This window comes from Erwinia plantamica (genome assembly GCF_043420595.1).
GTDB lineage: Bacteria > Pseudomonadota > Gammaproteobacteria > Enterobacterales > Enterobacteriaceae > Erwinia > Erwinia aeris.
In genome coordinates, this window is the sequence record NZ_JBGCUC010000012.1 from 84685 (window position 1) to 101394 (window position 16710).

15 protein-coding genes are annotated in these 16710 nt (G+C 55.2%); 6 read left to right on the forward strand and 9 right to left on the reverse strand.

Annotated features, from left to right (window positions below; all coding sequences use genetic code 11):
* Position 1: 1 nt before the first annotated feature.
* The 3 genes from AB3U87_RS14070 to lrhA all read right to left on the reverse strand — a co-directional run bounded on the left by AB3U87_RS14070 (position 2) and on the right by lrhA (position 2716).
* Complete coding sequence (locus AB3U87_RS14070; protein WP_125288254.1) at positions 2-676, reverse strand: NuoB/complex I 20 kDa subunit family protein; 675 nt, start codon at positions 674-676, stop codon at positions 2-4.
* Between the two features lie 15 nt (positions 677-691).
* On the reverse strand, positions 692-1129 hold the full coding sequence (locus AB3U87_RS14075; protein ID WP_253459778.1) for an NADH-quinone oxidoreductase subunit A: 438 nt from the start codon (positions 1127-1129) through the stop codon (positions 692-694).
* Positions 1130-1789: 660 nt separating this feature from the next.
* Entirely contained in the window at positions 1790-2716 is a 927-nt protein-coding gene (lrhA, locus tag AB3U87_RS14080; RefSeq protein ID WP_125288256.1) for a transcriptional regulator LrhA, read from the reverse strand.
* A gap of 957 nt (positions 2717-3673) precedes the next feature.
* On the opposite strand from lrhA, the gene AB3U87_RS14085 reads away from it, so the two are divergent.
* Both AB3U87_RS14085 and yfbR read left to right on the forward strand, forming a co-directional pair.
* A complete protein-coding gene (locus AB3U87_RS14085) occupies positions 3674-4888 on the forward strand; it encodes a pyridoxal phosphate-dependent aminotransferase (RefSeq protein ID WP_253459776.1) in 1215 nt (404 codons plus the stop codon).
* A gap of 105 nt (positions 4889-4993) precedes the next feature.
* Complete coding sequence (gene yfbR, locus AB3U87_RS14090) at positions 4994-5590, forward strand: 5'-deoxynucleotidase (protein ID WP_253459774.1); 597 nt, start codon at positions 4994-4996, stop codon at positions 5588-5590.
* A 6-nt stretch (positions 5591-5596) separates the two neighbouring features.
* On the opposite strand, the gene AB3U87_RS14095 is transcribed toward yfbR, so the two are convergent.
* The 4 genes from AB3U87_RS14095 to yfbV all read right to left on the reverse strand — a co-directional run bounded on the left by AB3U87_RS14095 (position 5597) and on the right by yfbV (position 9265).
* Positions 5597-7426, reverse strand: a complete 1830-nt coding sequence (locus AB3U87_RS14095) for an SLC13 family permease (protein ID WP_253459772.1) — start codon at positions 7424-7426, stop codon at positions 5597-5599.
* A 78-nt stretch (positions 7427-7504) separates the two neighbouring features.
* The gene (locus AB3U87_RS14100) at positions 7505-8164 is read right to left on the reverse strand and encodes a sugar phosphatase (RefSeq protein ID WP_301251932.1); all 660 of its coding nucleotides are present in this window, start codon (positions 8162-8164) and stop codon (positions 7505-7507) included.
* A gap of 13 nt (positions 8165-8177) precedes the next feature.
* Entirely contained in the window at positions 8178-8672 is a 495-nt protein-coding gene (locus tag AB3U87_RS14105) for a YfbU family protein (protein WP_394149439.1), read from the reverse strand.
* A 140-nt stretch (positions 8673-8812) separates the two neighbouring features.
* Complete coding sequence (yfbV, locus tag AB3U87_RS14110) at positions 8813-9265, reverse strand: terminus macrodomain insulation protein YfbV (protein WP_253459766.1); 453 nt, start codon at positions 9263-9265, stop codon at positions 8813-8815.
* A 332-nt stretch (positions 9266-9597) separates the two neighbouring features.
* Here yfbV and ackA point away from each other — a divergent pair, with 332 nt between their 5' ends.
* The 3 genes from ackA to AB3U87_RS14125 all read left to right on the forward strand — a co-directional run bounded on the left by ackA (position 9598) and on the right by AB3U87_RS14125 (position 14355).
* Positions 9598-10800 (forward strand): acetate kinase, encoded by a 1203-nt coding sequence (ackA, locus tag AB3U87_RS14115; protein WP_253459762.1) that lies wholly within the window; start codon positions 9598-9600, stop codon positions 10798-10800.
* Positions 10801-10922: 122 nt separating this feature from the next.
* Entirely contained in the window at positions 10923-13067 is a 2145-nt protein-coding gene (pta, locus tag AB3U87_RS14120) for a phosphate acetyltransferase (protein ID WP_253459759.1), read from the forward strand.
* 289 nt (positions 13068-13356) lie between these two features.
* Positions 13357-14355: an APC family permease gene (locus AB3U87_RS14125; protein ID WP_394149442.1), complete on the forward strand. Its 999-nt coding sequence runs from the start codon at positions 13357-13359 to the stop codon at positions 14353-14355.
* 38 nt (positions 14356-14393) lie between these two features.
* Here the strand turns inward: AB3U87_RS14125 and yfcD are convergent, their stop codons facing one another.
* Positions 14394-14912: an NUDIX hydrolase YfcD gene (gene yfcD / locus AB3U87_RS14130; protein ID WP_125288264.1), complete on the reverse strand. Its 519-nt coding sequence runs from the start codon at positions 14910-14912 to the stop codon at positions 14394-14396.
* Positions 14913-15004: 92 nt separating this feature from the next.
* Positions 15005-15652 carry a glutathione transferase gene (yfcF, locus tag AB3U87_RS14135; protein ID WP_253459752.1) on the reverse strand — a complete coding sequence of 216 codons (648 nt, stop codon included), beginning with the start codon at positions 15650-15652 and terminating at the stop codon, positions 15005-15007.
* 163 nt (positions 15653-15815) lie between these two features.
* Between yfcF and AB3U87_RS14140 the strand changes: the two genes are divergently transcribed.
* On the forward strand, positions 15816-16709 hold the full coding sequence (locus AB3U87_RS14140) for a TIGR01777 family oxidoreductase (RefSeq protein ID WP_253459749.1): 894 nt from the start codon (positions 15816-15818) through the stop codon (positions 16707-16709).
* Position 16710: the final 1 nt, after the last annotated feature.

Here is a 16710-nt window from a genome sequence, read left to right on the forward strand (position 1 = left end):
CTTAAATTTCGTCCGGGGTGCGCAAGTTGGTGACCGCAATGCGTTCGCCCTGCTTCCTTTCACGTTCGGACTGCATGTTGGCTCGATAAACGCCCTGATCGCCGACCACCCAGGAAAGCGGACGACGCTCTTTGCCGATCGATTCCTGGAGCAGCAGCAGAGCCTGCATATAGGCTTCGGGGCGCGGCGGACAGCCGGGAATATAAACGTCAACCGGCAGGAATTTATCCACGCCCTGCACCACGGAATAGATATCGTACATGCCGCCCGAGTTAGCGCAGGCACCCATCGAAATCACCCACTTGGGCTCCAGCATCTGGTCGTAAAGACGCTGAATAACCGGTGCCATTTTGGTGAAAGGCGTACCGGCTACTACCATGAAGTCGGCCTGACGAGGCGAGGCGCGGATAACTTCGGAACCAAATCGCGCCACGTCGTGCACGGAGGTAAAGGAAGTTGTCATCTCTACGTAACAACAGGAAAGGCCGAAGTTAAACGGCCACAGAGAGTTTTTACGTCCCCAGTTCACCATATCGTGCAGAGCATGTTCGAGCTTGCCCATATAAACGCTTTGATGAACGTGCTTTTCCAGCGGGTCGGTGACGATCTCCTGCTTCTGCAGCGGGTAGCGATCGTTATCGCCGTTCGGGTCTGCGCGGGTTAGCGTATAATCCATTGTTATGCCTCGCTTTTACTGCGTGTGACGATGGGAATGCGAAACGGTAGTGGTTTTGGCTACCACACGGCGAGGTGGGGGTGCCCAGTCCAGCGCGCGGATCCGCACCAGATAAACCAGTCCGGCAAGCAGTACCAAAATAAAGATGGTGGCTTCGATAAAGCCGATCCAGCCGCTTTCGCGGATGGCGGTCGACCATGCATACAGATAGAGCGCTTCCACGTCGAAAATGACGAAGAACATGGCGACCAGGTAGAACTTGGCGGACATGCGCATCTTGGCGGTGCCGACCGGCGCGGCGCCGGACTCAAAAGGGGTATTTGTGTATCTTCCGCGTGCTTTTCCGCCCAGAAACCACGCTCCGGCTAACATTGCACAGCACAGACCGATGGAGACGATCAGAAATACGGCAAACGCCCAATGATGAGCGACGACTTCAGTGGTTGTTGACATACACTCTGCTTAACTCAATAAAGGGCGTCAGGGGGCTGCTCTCATGCACGGCAGTTGGCTGAAGCCTCGATTCACGGGAAAAAATAAAAAACCAGATAAACTATGCTGTCTTTGTTGATTAAGCAGCAATTTTATGGGGTTTTTTACTCCTTTATATAACCTTCTGTCAACTTTCATAAAAGTATCCGTAGGTTATTTTACACAAGTAGCATTTATTTAACATTTGATGCGCAAAGATTGCGCTAAATCGTGTCAGTGACCGACCCTGCACTAAAGTGTAGCGGGTATTTCCCTGCACGGATCGCGGTTTTAACACAGGCTATTCTGGCAGGAATTGCCTGCATTTCCTTCCCCTTACAAGGGTTATTTTTTTGATCCAGCACACGGTTTTAGTCTTTATGAGAAAAAAATAGCCAGGCAGAAGTGAGCAAAATCAATTCAATTTGATTTTTAATTTTTTCACGATGCCGGATAAGGTCAACAAACGGCGTTGGCGCTTTTTAAAACACCAGCATAAAAAAGACCAGGAGAAAAACGCGGGAGAAAGGAAATTAAGGCATAAAAAAAGCCCTCCGAAACACTAACCGTTTCGAAAGGCTTTTTTAAACAGCTCTGCTAACTTTTGTGAATATTAATCAGGATGTTAGAGAAACCGAATTATCACTCGTCTTCATCTGCAAAAGCGGAGCGATCCTGACCCGTAGCGGTCAGATTGTAGGGATCGTTGCTCGACTCCATGGCGTTGAAAATAGCCAGCGCCAGTTCGTTGTCGCTTTCCGGATTGCGGCACAGCAGGTATTCCGTATCCGGCAGCATCGGCAACCCTTCGGCTGCACCCATCACGCGGAGTTCCGGGCTCATCATCTCTACCGGACGAGCGGTCACGCCCAGACCCGCTTTAACGGCGGCGCGGACGGCAGCCAGCGTAGAGGCCACATAAGAGATGCGCCACGGGATACCCGCTTCGTTAAGGTGATCAATAGCCATATCACGATAAGGGCTTGGCTCGTCCAGCAGCACCAGAGGAATTGCTTCTCCGCGCTGGAACACGTAATCGGCCGCACAGTACCAGAGCGTGGGCGAAGTACGCAGGACCTGCCAGGTAAAGTTCATCGGGCTGGAAGTGGTTACCACCAGGTCTACTTCTCCCTGGTTCAGCATTTCCATCATAAATGGATTACGCTTGACGCGAACATCGATAGCCAGCTTCGGATAAACCGAGGTCACGCGGTTGAGCAGGAAAGGCAGAATGGTGTCTGACGTATCGTCAGAAGCGCCGATAGTCAGCACGCCCTGGATATTGCTGTACATCAGCGAGGTGCAGGCTTCATCGTTAAAGCGCAGGATTTTTCTGGCGTAGCCCAGCAGCTGAATACCGTGCTCGGTCAGCAGCTTATTACGGCCATGCCGGGCGAACAGCTCTTTCCCTACCAGCTGCTCCAGACGCTGCATCTGCTGGCTGACAGCAGACTGCGTACGGCATACTGCCGCCGCGGCAGCGGCAAAAGTATTCAGATCGGCGACGGCCACAAACGTTCTGAGCAGATCGAGATCGAGATTAAGAATTGGACGATTTGCACTGGTCATGTTTTCTTCACTTTTATAAGATTTTTAAGATACTACTATCCTGGTGTTATTATCTGCTTTATCAATAAGATAGAGAGACAACCGTAGGCAATGCGACCCGTTGGCTCGTCATTGCCTTAATCACAAACGCGTTATCCCAGCGGCCCAATATGCCCGACTGATGCCGTTGCAAGGCCGCTGACAGATTTATACGTTTGGTACTTCAGCGTGCGTCAGGTTACCTGCCGCCACACCCTGTTACCGTCCAGCCGCCCGCTGGATTAGCCCGGCGCTGTTAGTGTAAGACAACCATAAAAAATCAAACAGCCAGAACACTGTAGTCACAGTGGAATAATAATAAACAAAGCTTAACATTATTGGCGATAAAACGCGCTAAATATTGTTCCGGAAACAGGCTCGTCATACGTCCTTTTTCCTGAAGGATATCCTGACATACTGTCGATTACTTTTTAAGCCCAAATCCGATTATTCTTATCAGTAAAATAATTTTTTATTGTGGATCGCACCTTCTGCTCGCTTTGCACCATAAAAATTTATCAATTAGTAACAATATATCAGCAACGACTGCTCTCCCGTTAAGGTTCTGTCGCTTTTTGTCACCGTCGCCTGTTGCTGCGGTGATGGGCAACCACTGACCAGCCAGTTAAGCAAAGCTGAATAGTTTCATGCGGTGTCAATGCATCTTATTTTACCTAATCGTTACAAAAATGGCCTTCTTGCTTGCAAAAAAACGGGCTTTTTTACACGCTCCTGCACCCAATGCAGGCGTAAGTTTTATTAAACCTTCTCCAGGAAAAAGCGTCGAACCTGAACGGGCTTTGCTGCTGTGCCGTTCAGACAACGCGCAGGCGCGCCGGGCAAACCCGCTATCGGGCTTCAAAAGCGCTGGCGAGAGGAGTACATTGTGCGGGTTTACTTTTCCACGGCAGGAATGCGGCTCAGCCAAAGGCGAATGAAATGACCCCAATTGATAAATCCAGCAAGCTCGATAACGTTTGTTATGACATCCGAGGCCCGGTATTAAAAGAAGCCAGACGCCTTGAAGAAGAAGGCAATAAAGTCCTCAAGCTCAATATTGGCAATCCTGCGCCTTTTGGTTTTGAAGCCCCTGACGAAATCCTGGTCGATGTTATTCGCAACCTGCCGAGCGCGCAGGGTTACTGCGACTCTAAAGGTCTCTATTCGGCGCGTAAAGCTATCGTGCAGCACTATCAGGCTCGCGGCCTGCGCGAAATCACCGTCGAGGACGTTTATATCGGCAACGGCGTTTCCGAACTGATCGTGCAATCGATGCAGGCATTGCTGAACAGCGGCGATGAGATGCTGGTGCCGGCGCCCGATTATCCGCTATGGACGGCCGCCGTTTCGCTTTCCAGCGGTAAAGCGGTGCACTACCTTTGTGACGAGTCGGCTGGCTGGTTCCCGGACCTGGACGACATTCGCAGTAAAATCACTCCGCGCACGCGCGGTATCGTGATTATTAACCCAAATAACCCAACCGGCGCAGTTTACAGCAAGGAGCTGCTGCTGGAAGTCGTGGAGCTGGCCAGACAGCATAATTTGATCATTTTCGCCGATGAAATCTACGACAAAATCCTTTATGACGCCGCTCAGCACCACTCTATCGCCGCGCTGGCGCCGGATCTGTTAACCATTACCTTTAACGGTCTGTCAAAAACCTACCGCGTGGCGGGGTTCCGCCAGGGCTGGATGGTGCTGAACGGGCCGAAAAAACATGCCAAAGGCTACATTGAAGGGCTGGAAATGCTGGCCTCAATGCGCCTGTGCGCTAACGTGCCTGCGCAGCACGCCATTCAGACCGCGCTGGGCGGCTACCAGAGCATCAGCGAGTTTATCGTGCCGGGCGGCAGGCTGTATGAACAGCGCCAGCGCGCCTGGGAACTGATCAACGATATTCCGGGCGTCAGCTGCGTCAAGCCGGACGGCGCGCTTTATATGTTCCCGAAAATCGATGCCAAAAAATTCAATCTCCATGACGATCAGAAAATGGTGCTGGATTTCCTGCTGCAGGAAAAAGTGCTGCTGGTGCAGGGCAGCGCCTTTAACTGGCCATGGCCGGATCATGTGCGCATCGTTACCCTTCCCCACGTAAACGATCTTGAAATGGCTATCAGCAAGTTCGGCCGTTTCCTGGAAGGCTATCGCCAGTAGTCTGATACCGAACCGGATCGGCCAATATCGCTGCATTCTGTAAACTACCGTGATGCCAGAGCGGAATACTTACCGCTCTGGTCTTCAGGCACAGGAAACCGTCCGATGAATCAAAGTCATTTTTTCGCCCATCTCTCCCGTCTTAAACTCATCAACCGCTGGCCGCTGATGCGCAACGTGCGCACGGAAAACGTTTCCGAACATAGCCTGCAGGTGGCGATGGTGGCCCATGCGCTGGCGGTGATTAAAAATAAAAAATTCAACGGCAACCTTAACGCGGAACGGATCGCGCTGATGGCGATGTACCACGACGCCAGCGAAGTCCTGACGGGCGATTTGCCAACGCCGGTAAAGTATTACAACGCGCAGATCGCCAACGAATATAAGAAGATTGAAAAGATAGCGCAGCAGAAGCTGGTCGAGATGCTGCCCGACGAGCTGCAGGATGCCTGGCGACCGCTGCTGGACGAGCAGCAGCGCAGCGAAGACGAGACGGCTATCGTCAAGCAGGCTGATGCGCTCTGCGCCTACCTGAAATGTCTGGAAGAGCTGGCCGCCGGTAACCATGAGTTTCAGCTGGCGAAAGCCCGGCTGGAAAAGACCCTGACTCAACGGCGCAGCCCGGAAATGGACTATTTTGTAGAGGTCTTCGTGCCGAGCTTCAGCCTGTCGCTGGATGAAATCAGCCAGCAATCGCTGTAGCCGCGATTAAAACGGGAAGAGCAGCGGCACCAGCAGCACGCTGACCACCATAATCAGCAGCGTAAAAGGCACGCCCGTTTTGACAAAATCGCTGAAGCGATAGCCGCCCGGCCCCAGCACCAGCGTGTTGACCGGACTGGAAACCGGCGTCATAAAGGCGCTGGAAGCCGCTACCGCGACAATCATGGCGAAAGGATAAGGCGAAACGCCCATTTGATGCGCTGCGGCGACGCCAACCGGCGCCATCAGCACCGCCGTGGCGGTATTAGAGATAAACAGACCGATAGTCGCGCACAGAACGAACAGGCAGGTCAGCATGACGTGCGGCGTATAGCCGCCGGCCAGATCCATCAATCCATCGACAATCAGCGTTATTCCCCCGGTTTTTTGCAGCGCCAGCGCAAACGGCATCATGCCCACAATTAAAATAATGCTCGGCCAGTGGATCGCCCGGTAGGCGCTTTCCATATCGATGCAGCGAAATTTACCCATCAGCAAACAGGCAATGAGCGCCGCTATGGGATTGGGGATTTCATTGGTGAGCATCATGGCAACCATCAGCGCCAGGCAAAAAATGGCGTGCGGCGCCTGGCTGCTGGCGGGCGCGACGTCTTTAACCTCAGCAGGCAGGCTGAGCAGCAGCACGTCCCGCTTTTGTAGCTGCAGCTGAGTGATTTTTTTCCAGTCGCCGATCACCAGCAAACAGTCCCCCAGCTCCAGCGGCAGATCGCTCAGTAAGCCTTCCAGTACCTCGCCGCGACGGCGGATGCCGATCACGCTCACGCCGTAACGCGTACGGAACGAGCTTTCCCGCAGCGTTTTGCCCTGCAGTTCGGAATCGGGAAAAATCAGCACTTCCGCCATGCCGACATCCTGCGCCCGATCGGAAAAGTATTCGCCGCGCAGGATCATCGGTTCCAGCCGGTATTCGCTGCAAAATTCGCGGATATCGATATCGGCGGCGGACATATCGATCAGCAGCACGTCGCGGGCGCGAAACTGCGTCATGCCGGTCACCGGCACCATCACCCGCCGGAATTTGCGCCAGCGCTCCAGCCCAACCACGTTAATGCCGTAGCGCTCGCGCAACCGTAAATCATCCAGCGGCTCGCCAATCAGCGGCGAACCGGGGTGCACGGCCAGGCGGCGCGCTCTGCCGCTCAGCCTGTAATCCCTGATCAGATCGCGGAAAGTGCGTTCCTGTCCTTTTCTGGCCTGTTTGTTTTCCGCCGCGCCCAGCCAGAAACGCGCGACAAGCATATAGCCGATACCCAGCAGCAGCGCGACCAGCCCGATCGGCGTGACGTCGAAGAAGCCGAAACCCGCCAGCCCTTCCCGCACCAGCTCGCTGTTGATCACCAGATTGGGCGCCGTCGCGACCAGCGTCAGCATGCCGCTGATCAGCCCCGCGAAGCTCAGTGGCATCATCAGCCTGCCCGGCGAACGGTTCATCTTCGCCGAGACGCTCATCACTACCGGGATAAAAATCGCCACCACGCCGGTAGAGCTCATAAACGCGCCCAGACCGGCTACGGTCAGCATCAGCAAAGCCAGCATTTTCGCTTCGCTGCTGCCCGCCATTTTCATCAGCCAGTCGCCCATTCTCAGCGCCACGCCGGTACGAACCAGCCCTTCACCGATCACAAACAGCGCCGCGATCAGCAGCACGTTAGCGTCGCTGAAGCCCATCGTGGCTTCCTGCAAGGTCAGCGTGCCGCTAAGCACAAAGGCGATAATCACCAGCAGCGCCACAACATCCATACGCACCTTGCCGCTGACAAACAGCGCGATCGCCATTGCCAGCAGGCTCAGCACCCAGATAAGCTCGTTATTCACATCCGCTTCCCGCTTATGAGCAAAACTGTCGGGAGGATGCCATAAAAAAGCCCCGCGGATGCGGGGCTAAATCATAAGTTAGTGCTTTCGATGCACGTCGATGGTGCCGTCACCGTTTTTATTGATGATCAGCTCCTCCAGCGAGCTGAGCTGCATGGCGACCTCTTCCAGACGAGGTGAACCGGCAGGGGCGTTGACGGCAATCACATGGCTGCCCGCCGCGAGGCCGGAAAGGATACCCGCAGCGGCGTCTTCCACTACCACGCACTCTTCTGGCTCCAGCTCCAGCAGCTGGGCGCCCAGTAAATAGGCATCCGGTGCCGGCTTACCGTTTTGCACGCGTTCAGCGGTGACGAATACCTCCGGTTCCGGCAGGCCAGCCGCCTTACGCCGGGCAGAAGCAACGGGAACAGAGCCGGACGTAACGATAGCCCACGGAATATGCAGCTCGTTAAGCGTGGCGAGCAGTTCCTGCGCGCCCGGTAAAGCTACGATGCCGTCAGTATCTTCCGCTTCGATTTTTTCCAGCGCCAGAAACTCCTGCTGGATGGCCTCTTCAGACGCGCCGGCCATAAAATGACGCAGTGAGGTGATAGCCTGCTTGCCGTGGATAAAATTCAGCACCTCATCCGCTGCGATGTTGTGCCGCGAGGCCCAGTTTACCCAGGCGCGCTCGACTACCGGGAGAGAGTCCACCAGCGTGCCGTCCAAATCAAACAGAAAACCTTTACACTTCACTACATGTTCCTTCTCAGGCGTTGATGATTTGCGCGATCTCGTTCGCGCTCAGATGATACTGCCTTGGGCAAGTGTGCCATACGGCCAGCATCCGTTGATACTTTTCCCACATCGGCGTCTGGGCGTTAAAGCCGTGGCTGCCCGCATCAAACTGAGTATAGCGGCCTTCAATCTGTACCATAAACCGCACGTAGCCAAGGAATCGCGCCTCGGTAGCGGCGTCGAAGCCTAAAAACTGCAGGCGACGCGCTTCGATTTCGCTGGGATCTTTCAGATTTGTCCAGGACACATGCAGCGCGTGGTGCATCTCCATAATATCAATCAGCGTACGGCAGACGGATTCCGGCAGCTCGCCGAATTCGCGATCCAACTCGCGCATTTGCAGGCCATAGCCGCGTTCGACGATCGTTTGCAGACGACGATAGCGCTCAAGATTATCGGGATCCAACAGGATCATCAGCTTGTACTGGTTAGAAAGGATTAAACGCTGCGCATGGCTCATTTCCATCATCAACTCCTGGTGTCACGGTGGACAAAATGAAAGGATGGCGCAAGGATCGCATAACGCGCTGTAGCGAGGCACAGCAAACCGCTACTTCTTTGATGCAGGGCAGTTTTTCGCCGCCGCAGCGGCGAAAACCGTAGAACTCAGAGATCGTCGAGGAAAGTTTTGTCCAGCTGACCGAAAGCGCGCTTCAGCACGTCGGCGAGAGCCTGGTAAGTAGGTTTGCCTTCAACAGGCGCCAGCGCCTGGCCAGCGGCCTGAAGTTTTTCGCGCACTTCATGAAACCAGCTAAGCAGCGTGGGCGGCAGCGGCGTGGCGGAACGTTTGCCCAGCCACCACAGGCCCTGCATCGGCAGGCTACAGGCGAACAGCGCGGTGGCGACGGCAGGCCCAAGCTGGCCCCCCAACGCGATCTGCCAGGTCATGGCGAAGACGGCCAGCGGCGGCATAAAACGGATGCCGAATCGCGTCGCCGTGGTAACTCTGTTTTCCGGAAACAGAGGCGCAAGACGCTTGTCGGCTGGCCACGTCTTCATATAATGCTGCCCGTTCTGAAACAGCTTGACCCAACCGACAGTGCCGGATTCATTTGCCATGGTTGACCTCAACTTCACGGATAAAAATTAAACAAAAAATACCACGTAACAACTTTACCTTACAGCCTTCAAAAAATTTTGTCTTTACAAGGCACTCTGGTTATCCTGTGCGCGATTGTTGAATGGCTGTTACATGCTTGCTGCGATTCTGCTGAGCTCACACGGGTCGGCCCGCACAAATTCAAAAAATCTTTGGGTTTTTATGAAATTTTTTTGCTTTCGGACAAATTATGCCGACAGCATGATGTTCATCATAATGTACCAGCTTTCATGCGCTACGCTGATAGTCTGATTGAGTTTTTTTTCGCCACCCTCAACCAATAGGACCTACCATGTCGAGTAAGTTAGTTCTGGTTTTGAACTGCGGTAGCTCTTCGTTAAAATTCGCCATTCTTGATCCCGCAAACGGCGACGAATATCTTTCCGGTTTAGCCGAATGTTTCCACCTGCCCGAAGCGCGCATCAAGTGGAAACTGGAAGGCGAAAAACAGGAAGCGGCCCTGGGCGCTGGCGCAGCTCACAGTGAAGCTCTTAACTTTATCGTTAAAACTATTCTGGCACAAAAACCAGCGCTGTCTGCACAAATTACTGCAATAGGTCACCGTATCGTGCACGGCGGCGAAAAGCTGACCCAGTCCGTGGTGATTGACCAGGACGTTGTTCAGGGTATTAAAGACGCCTCTTCTTTTGCGCCGTTGCATAATCCGGCGCACCTGATCGGTATCGATGAAGCGATGAAAAACTTTCCGCATCTTTCCGATAAAAACGTGGCGGTGTTCGATACCGCGTTTCATCAGAGCATGCCGGAAGAGTCTTACCTGTATGCCCTGCCTTATCATTTATATAAGGAACACGGCGTGCGCCGCTACGGCGCTCACGGTACCAGCCACTACTACGTCACGCACGAAGCGGCCAAAGCGCTTAACAAGCCGCTGCATGAACTGAACATCATTACCTGTCATCTGGGCAACGGCGGTTCCGTCAGCGCAATTCGTAACGGCGAGTGCGTGGACACCTCTATGGGCCTGACGCCGCTGGAAGGCCTGGTCATGGGCACCCGCTCCGGCGATATCGATCCGGCGATTGTGTTTTTCCTGCACGACACGCTGGGGATGAGCGTTGACGCCATCAACAAAATGCTGACCAAAGAGTCCGGGCTGCTTGGCCTGACCGGCGTGACCAGCGACTGCCGCTACGTGGAAGAGAACTACACCACCAAAGAAGATGCTAAGCGCGCGATGGACGTTTATTGCCATCGCCTTGCCAAATACATCGGTTCCTATACGGCGCTGATGGAAGGCCGGCTGGACGCGGTTATCTTTACCGGCGGCATTGGTGAAAACGCCGCAATGGTGCGCGAGCTGACGCTGAAGAAACTGGCGCTGCTCGGTTTTGAACCCGATCATGAGCGTAATCTGGCCGCTCGCTTCGGCAAAGCGGGTTTTATCAATAAAGAAGGCACCCGACCTGCTATTGTCATCCCGACTAACGAAGAGCTGGTGATTGCGCAGGACGCCAGCCGCTTAACCGCTTAAGTGCACACCGTCAGCTCAGGCTGACGGTGCTGTTTCAGACATCAGGAAACCCACCGCCGCTGTTTTTCCGGCAGTTATCGCTAAAGCATCGGCATAACGGGTCTAATTATGAGAGGTTTACCTTGTCTCGTACCATAATGCTCATCCCTACCGGCACCAGCGTCGGTCTTACCAGCGTCAGCCTTGGCGTTATCCGCGCGATGGAGCGTAAAGGCGTCCGTCTCAGCGTGTTTAAACCTATCGCCCAGCCGCGTACCGGCGGCGATTCGCTTGACCAGACCACGCTGATTATCCGTAAAAACTCCGCGATTCCGGCAGCCGAACCGCTGCAGATGAGCCGCGTGGAATCGCTGCTCGGCGCTAATCAGCAGGACGTGCTGATGGAAGAGATCATCGCGCGCTACCACGAGAACACCAAAGATGCAGAAGTGGTGCTGGTGGAAGGCCTGGTGCCGACGCGCAAGCATCAGTTCGCTACGGCGCTGAACTATGAGATCGCCAAAACGCTGAACGCGGAGATCGTTTTTGTGATGTCGCCCGGCAACGATTCGCCGGAAGCGCTACAGGAGCGTATCAAGCTGACGCGCAGCAGTTTCGGCGGCAGCAAAAATAAAAACATCACGGGCGTGATCGTTAATAAGCTGAACGCGCCTGTTGATGAACAGGGCCGTACCCGTCCCGACCTTTCCGAAATTTTTGATGACTCCACCAAGGCCAGCATTGCCAATATCGATCCGCAGCAGCTGGCCGTCAACAGTCCGCTGCCGGTGCTGGGCTGCGTGCCGTGGAGCTTCGATCTGATAGCTACCCGCGCTATCGATATGTGCCACCATCTTAATGCGCAGATTATTAACGAAGGCGATATTGCCACGCGCCGCGTGAAGTCGGTGACGTTCTGCGCCCGCAGCCTGCCGCATATGCTGGAGCATTTTCGTCCCGGCTCGCTGCTGGTGACCTCCGCCGACCGTCCTGACGTGCTGGTGGCTGCCTGCCTGGCGGCAATGAACGGCGTGGAGATCGGCGCTATCCTGCTGACCGGCGGCTATCAGATCGATGCGCCTATCCAGCGCCTGTGCGAACGCGCCTTCGCGACCGGCCTGCCGGTGTTTATGGTGAAAACCAATACCTGGCAGACCTCGCTGAGCCTGCAAAGCTTTAACCTGGAAGTGCCCAGCGACGATACCCAGCGCGTTGAGCGGGTGCAGGAATACGTGGCCAGCCATATCAGCGCCGACTGGATTGACTCGCTGACCGCCGCCTCCGAGCGCAGCCGCCGCCTGTCGCCGCCGGCCTTCCGCTATCAGCTGACCGAGCTGGCCCGCCATGCCCGCAAGCGCATCGTGCTGCCGGAAGGCGACGAGCCGCGCACCGTTAAAGCGGCCGCTATCTGTGCCGAACGCGGCATCGCTACCTGCGTGCTGCTGGGCAATCCGGATGAGATCCAGCGCGTAGCCGCAGCCCAGGGCGTCGAGCTGGGGAAAGGCATCGAAATCGTCGATCCACAGCAGGTGCGGGAAAACTATGTGCCTCGCCTGGTGGAGCTGCGTAAAAACAAAGGTATGACCGAGGTTGTGGCGCAGGAGCAGCTGGAAGACAACGTGATGCTGGGCACCATGATGCTGGAAAGCAGCGAAGTGGACGGTCTGGTTTCCGGCGCGGTGCACACCACGGCCAACACCATTCGTCCGCCGTTACAGCTGATTAAAACCGCGCCGGGCAGTTCGCTGGTCTCTTCGGTGTTCTTTATGCTGCTGCCGGAGCAGGTGCTGGTGTATGGCGACTGCGCCATCAATCCGGATCCGAATCCGGAGCAGCTGGCTGAAATCGCCATCCAGTCCGCCGATTCCGCTACCGCTTTCGGCATTGAGCCGCGCGTGGCGATGATCTCCTACTCGACCGGCAACTCCGGCGCGGGCAGCGACGTGGAAAAAGTGCGCGAGGCTACGCGCATCGCCAAAGAGAAACGCCCGGATCTGGTGATCGACGGCCCGTTGCAGTACGACGCTGCGATTATGGCCGACGTCGCCAAATCCAAAGCGCCGGATTCACCGGTCGCCGGTCGCGCCACCGTGTTTATCTTCCCGGATCTGAATACCGGTAACACCACCTATAAAGCCGTACAGCGCTCTGCCGATCTTATTTCCATCGGGCCGATGCTGCAGGGTATGCGCAAGCCGGTTAACGATCTGTCGCGCGGCGCGTTAGTAGACGATATTGTTTATACTATCGCCCTGACCGCCATTCAGGCGAAACAGGCCGAAGGTTAATACGCACTTTAAATTGAAGCGGATCGAAAGGTCCGCTTTTTTTTTCGGAAATAAAAAAGTCATCCTGGCGAAATAACATTACCCCCGGTATTTGCGCCCGTCCTGAAACATTCATTTTTACGCAAAGAATAAACACACAACCCTCTGATATAAAAAATAAAAATTCTGAATAAAATTATTCCTGGTAGAATCCAGGTTCCGGTGCCAGGCTTATCATGGCAAGAGACAGAGTCTTTTTGATAATAATGTCTTCAGGAACAACACCTATATCAGGCAAGGGAGTTCTCTCATGAGCGATCACCAAGTTCATCCGGTTTACAATGAAGTAAATAGCGGCATTCCGCTAAAGCGTATTTCATGGAGCGCTATTTTCGCAGGCGTGATCCTTTCCGTGGTTATTTATTTGCTGCTAACCATTCTGGGTACGGCAATTGGCGCGACCACGATCGATCCGTTAAAAGAACAAAATCCGCTTGAAGGCCTGGGCACGGGCGCCACTATCTGGACAGGGCTGAGCATGCTGATCTCTGTCGGTGCGGGCGCCTATATCACCGGCCGCCTGGCACAGCGTGAAGGCGCGCTGCACGGATTACTGATGTGGGCCGTGAACACGCTGGTTTGCGTGTGGCTGTTCGCTATTGTGCTTAGCAGCGCCGTTAGCGGTACTGCCAGCGTGATCGGCTCCGGCTTCAACATGCTGGGCAACGGTATTTCCAGCGTAGCGCCTTCTGTAGGCCAGAACATTAAGCAGAAGCTGCAGGAAAACAATATTGACCTGAACAATCTGCAAAACGAGCTGGAAACCACGCTGCGTCAGACCGGCAAGCCAGAATTGCAGCCGGAAAAACTGCAGCAGGACGCTAATAAAGAAGCCGATACCGCGCAAAATCAGGCTGAGGACACTGCCAAAGATCAGCAGAATGCCGATACCGATTTAGCCAGCTGGTTCTCAGGCCTCGTGCAGCGTAACCAGGCTACCCTTCAGGCTGCCGACGTTGACGCGCTGAAAAACATCGTTAAAGCCCGTACCGGTAAGAGCGATCAGGAAGTCGATCAGATCGTTGCTCAGACGCAACAGAGCTATGAGCAGGCTTACCAGAAATATCAGGAACTGAAAAAACAAGCGGAGCAGAAAGCCCGTGAAGCCGGTGAGCAAGCCGCCGCCGCTACGGCAAAAGCCAGCTGGATCGCCCTGATCACGCTGCTGGTGGAAGCCGCGATCGCAGGTTGGATGGGTATGCTGGGTCGTAAAACACAGCCCCGCCTGGCCGTACGCGAAACTCGCTAATTACCAGTGCTAAAAAGGCCGCTTATGCGGCCTTTTTTTTAGCGATTCTGCTCGCCGTTGCGGCTCAGCCACAGCGACAGCGCTTTCAGCGAATCATCCGTAAACTCGTCGCAGCGGCCAGTGATCTCTTCCGGCGTCATCCAGAATATCTCTTCGACCTCTTCTTCCTGCATCGCGAACGGGCCGTGAGACACGCAGCTAAACAGGCCTCCCCACACGCGACAGTGCTGGTCTTCATAATAGAACAGACCATGCTCCGCAAAAGGTACAGCGGCAATGCCCAGCTCTTCTTCTGCTTCCCGACGCGCCGACTCCAGCATCTCTTCGCCGCTTTGTACTACGCCGCCAGCGGTTGCATCCAGCATTCCCGGCATAAAGTCTTTGTTCTGCGTCCGGCGCTGCACCAGGATCTTGCCTGCGCCGTTATGCACCACGATATAGGTGGCGCGATGACGTAAACATTGCGCCCGCATCTGCGCCCGGCTGGACTTCGCGATTACCTCGTTATCTTCGTTAACGATATCCACCCACTCCGTGCCGCTGTCTTGCTCCACCATCCCCAACCCTTACTTTTCTGGCGCCTTCGCGCTCGTTGATGCCTGCCCGCGCAGTCTGCCACGGGTCGCCTTAAGATACTGATCCCGCTGTGTCATTCTGCGGTATCTTTAGAAGATTCAGACAGCCAAAGCTGCACCGACGCCCGCTGCCACTGAAAATGAGCGTAATCCGCCACGCGCGCCGGTACGCTGTCGCCATGCAGCGCCAGCCTGTTAATCATTATCGCTAAATCCGTATCCGCTATCGACCACTCGCCAAAAAGATTCTGCTGGCCCGACGGCAGCAGCTTTTCAACGGCGCTTATCAGTTTATTAGCGGAGCGCTGCGCCGCCGTCGACAGCGGCGCAAAGGTTTCGCCAGCAAACAGAACTTCCGTGGGGCGCTCCTGGCGAAGCGGCAGAAAATCACTGCGCAGCCAGGCCTGGATCTCTCTGGCCCTGGCGCGCTTTTCCCGGCCCTGCGGATAAAGCCGTTCAAACTCCGGCGCAGGAAAGCGCTCCTCCAGATATTCGGCGATGGCGGAGGATTCAGAAAGCATAAAATCATCAAGCTGCAAAGTGGGCACGCGGCGCGTCAGCGACAGCGCGCCATAGCCCGCCTCAAGGTGCTGGTCGCTGGCCAGATCGACACGCTTTACTGAAAAAGGCACTCCCTTTTCGCTGAGCGCCACAAAAACAGACATCACATAGGGACTAAAAAAACAGGCATCTGACCACAAAACAACGTTGGGATAATTCATCCTCGGTTCCTTATCAGGCGGCGTCTGCAACCTGTTTACCCATTTTTTTAACAGAAGGCAATCTCTCCTGACCGGCGTCGGTTACTTTGCCGACGCGCGTCGCGCTTTCCCGTCAACTTCGCCTAAGCTTATGGCATTGACGACACCCTTTGAGGAGAAAAAAATGCACATTTTACTCACGGGCGGCACCGGTCTGATCGGCAGCCATCTGATCCCTCGTCTTCTATCCCGGGGCGACAGCGTGAGCGTGGTCACGCGCGACGTCGTCAGCGCACGGCAGAAACTGGGGGAAAAGGTTAGCCTGTGGTCCGGGCTGGATCAGCAGCGTAACCTTGACGGCGTGGATGCCGTTATCAACCTGGCCGGCGAGCCTATCGCCGACAAGCGCTGGACCGAACAGCAAAAGCAGCATCTTTGTGAAAGCCGCTGGCAGATGACCGAAAAGCTGGCCACGCTGATCAATGCCAGTACGACCCCGCCGAAAGTTTTTATCTCCGGTTCGGCCACGGGGTTTTACGGCGATACCGGCGATGTGGTGATCACTGAAGACGATCCCGGCCATGCGGAATTTACCCATAAGCTGTGCGCGCACTGGGAAGCGCTGGCGATGGCGGCCGACAGTGACAGAACACGGGTTTGCCTGCTGCGTACCGGCGTCGTGCTGGCTAAAACCGGCGGCGCGCTGAGCAAAATGAAGCTGCCCTTCAAACTGGGCATCGGCGGCCCCCTTGGCAGCGGACAGCAATATATGCCGTGGATCCACCTGGACGATATGCTGAATGCGATCCTGTGGCTGCTGGATAACCCGGATCTACGCGGGCCGTTCAATATGGTTTCGCCCTACGCGGTACGCAACGAGCAGTTCGCCGCCATGCTGGGTCACGCGCTGCACCGACCAGCCTTTATGCGCACGCCCGCCAGCGCGATTAAGCTGATGATGGGCGAATCCGCGGTGCTGGTGCTGGGCGGTCAGCACGTGTTGCCGAAGCGGCTGGAAGCGTCAGGCTTCAGCTTTCGCTGGTATCAGCTGGACGAAGCGCTGGCGGACGTGGTGTAAC

Bases quoted from the DNA above. Each gene is read 5' to 3' on its own strand.
- AB3U87_RS14070 (WP_125288254.1), bottom strand. From the start codon at position 676: ATGGATTATACGCTAACCCGCGCAGACCCGAACGGCGATAACGATCGC.
- AB3U87_RS14075 (WP_253459778.1), bottom strand. From the start codon at position 1,129: ATGTCAACAACCACTGAAGTCGTCGCTCATCATTGGGCGTTTGCCGTA.
- lrhA (WP_125288256.1), bottom strand. From the start codon at position 2,716: ATGACCAGTGCAAATCGTCCAATTCTTAATCTCGATCTCGATCTGCTC.
- AB3U87_RS14085 (WP_253459776.1), top strand. From the start codon at position 3,674: ATGACCCCAATTGATAAATCCAGCAAGCTCGATAACGTTTGTTATGAC.
- yfbR (WP_253459774.1), top strand. From the start codon at position 4,994: ATGAATCAAAGTCATTTTTTCGCCCATCTCTCCCGTCTTAAACTCATC.
- AB3U87_RS14105 (WP_394149439.1), bottom strand. From the start codon at position 8,672: ATGGAAATGAGCCATGCGCAGCGTTTAATCCTTTCTAACCAGTACAAG.
- yfbV (WP_253459766.1), bottom strand. From the start codon at position 9,265: ATGGCAAATGAATCCGGCACTGTCGGTTGGGTCAAGCTGTTTCAGAAC.
- ackA (WP_253459762.1), top strand. From the start codon at position 9,598: ATGTCGAGTAAGTTAGTTCTGGTTTTGAACTGCGGTAGCTCTTCGTTA.
- AB3U87_RS14125 (WP_394149442.1), top strand. From the start codon at position 13,357: ATGAGCGATCACCAAGTTCATCCGGTTTACAATGAAGTAAATAGCGGC.
- yfcD (WP_125288264.1), bottom strand. From the start codon at position 14,912: ATGGTGGAGCAAGACAGCGGCACGGAGTGGGTGGATATCGTTAACGAA.
- yfcF (WP_253459752.1), bottom strand. From the start codon at position 15,652: ATGAATTATCCCAACGTTGTTTTGTGGTCAGATGCCTGTTTTTTTAGT.
- AB3U87_RS14140 (WP_253459749.1), top strand. From the start codon at position 15,816: ATGCACATTTTACTCACGGGCGGCACCGGTCTGATCGGCAGCCATCTG.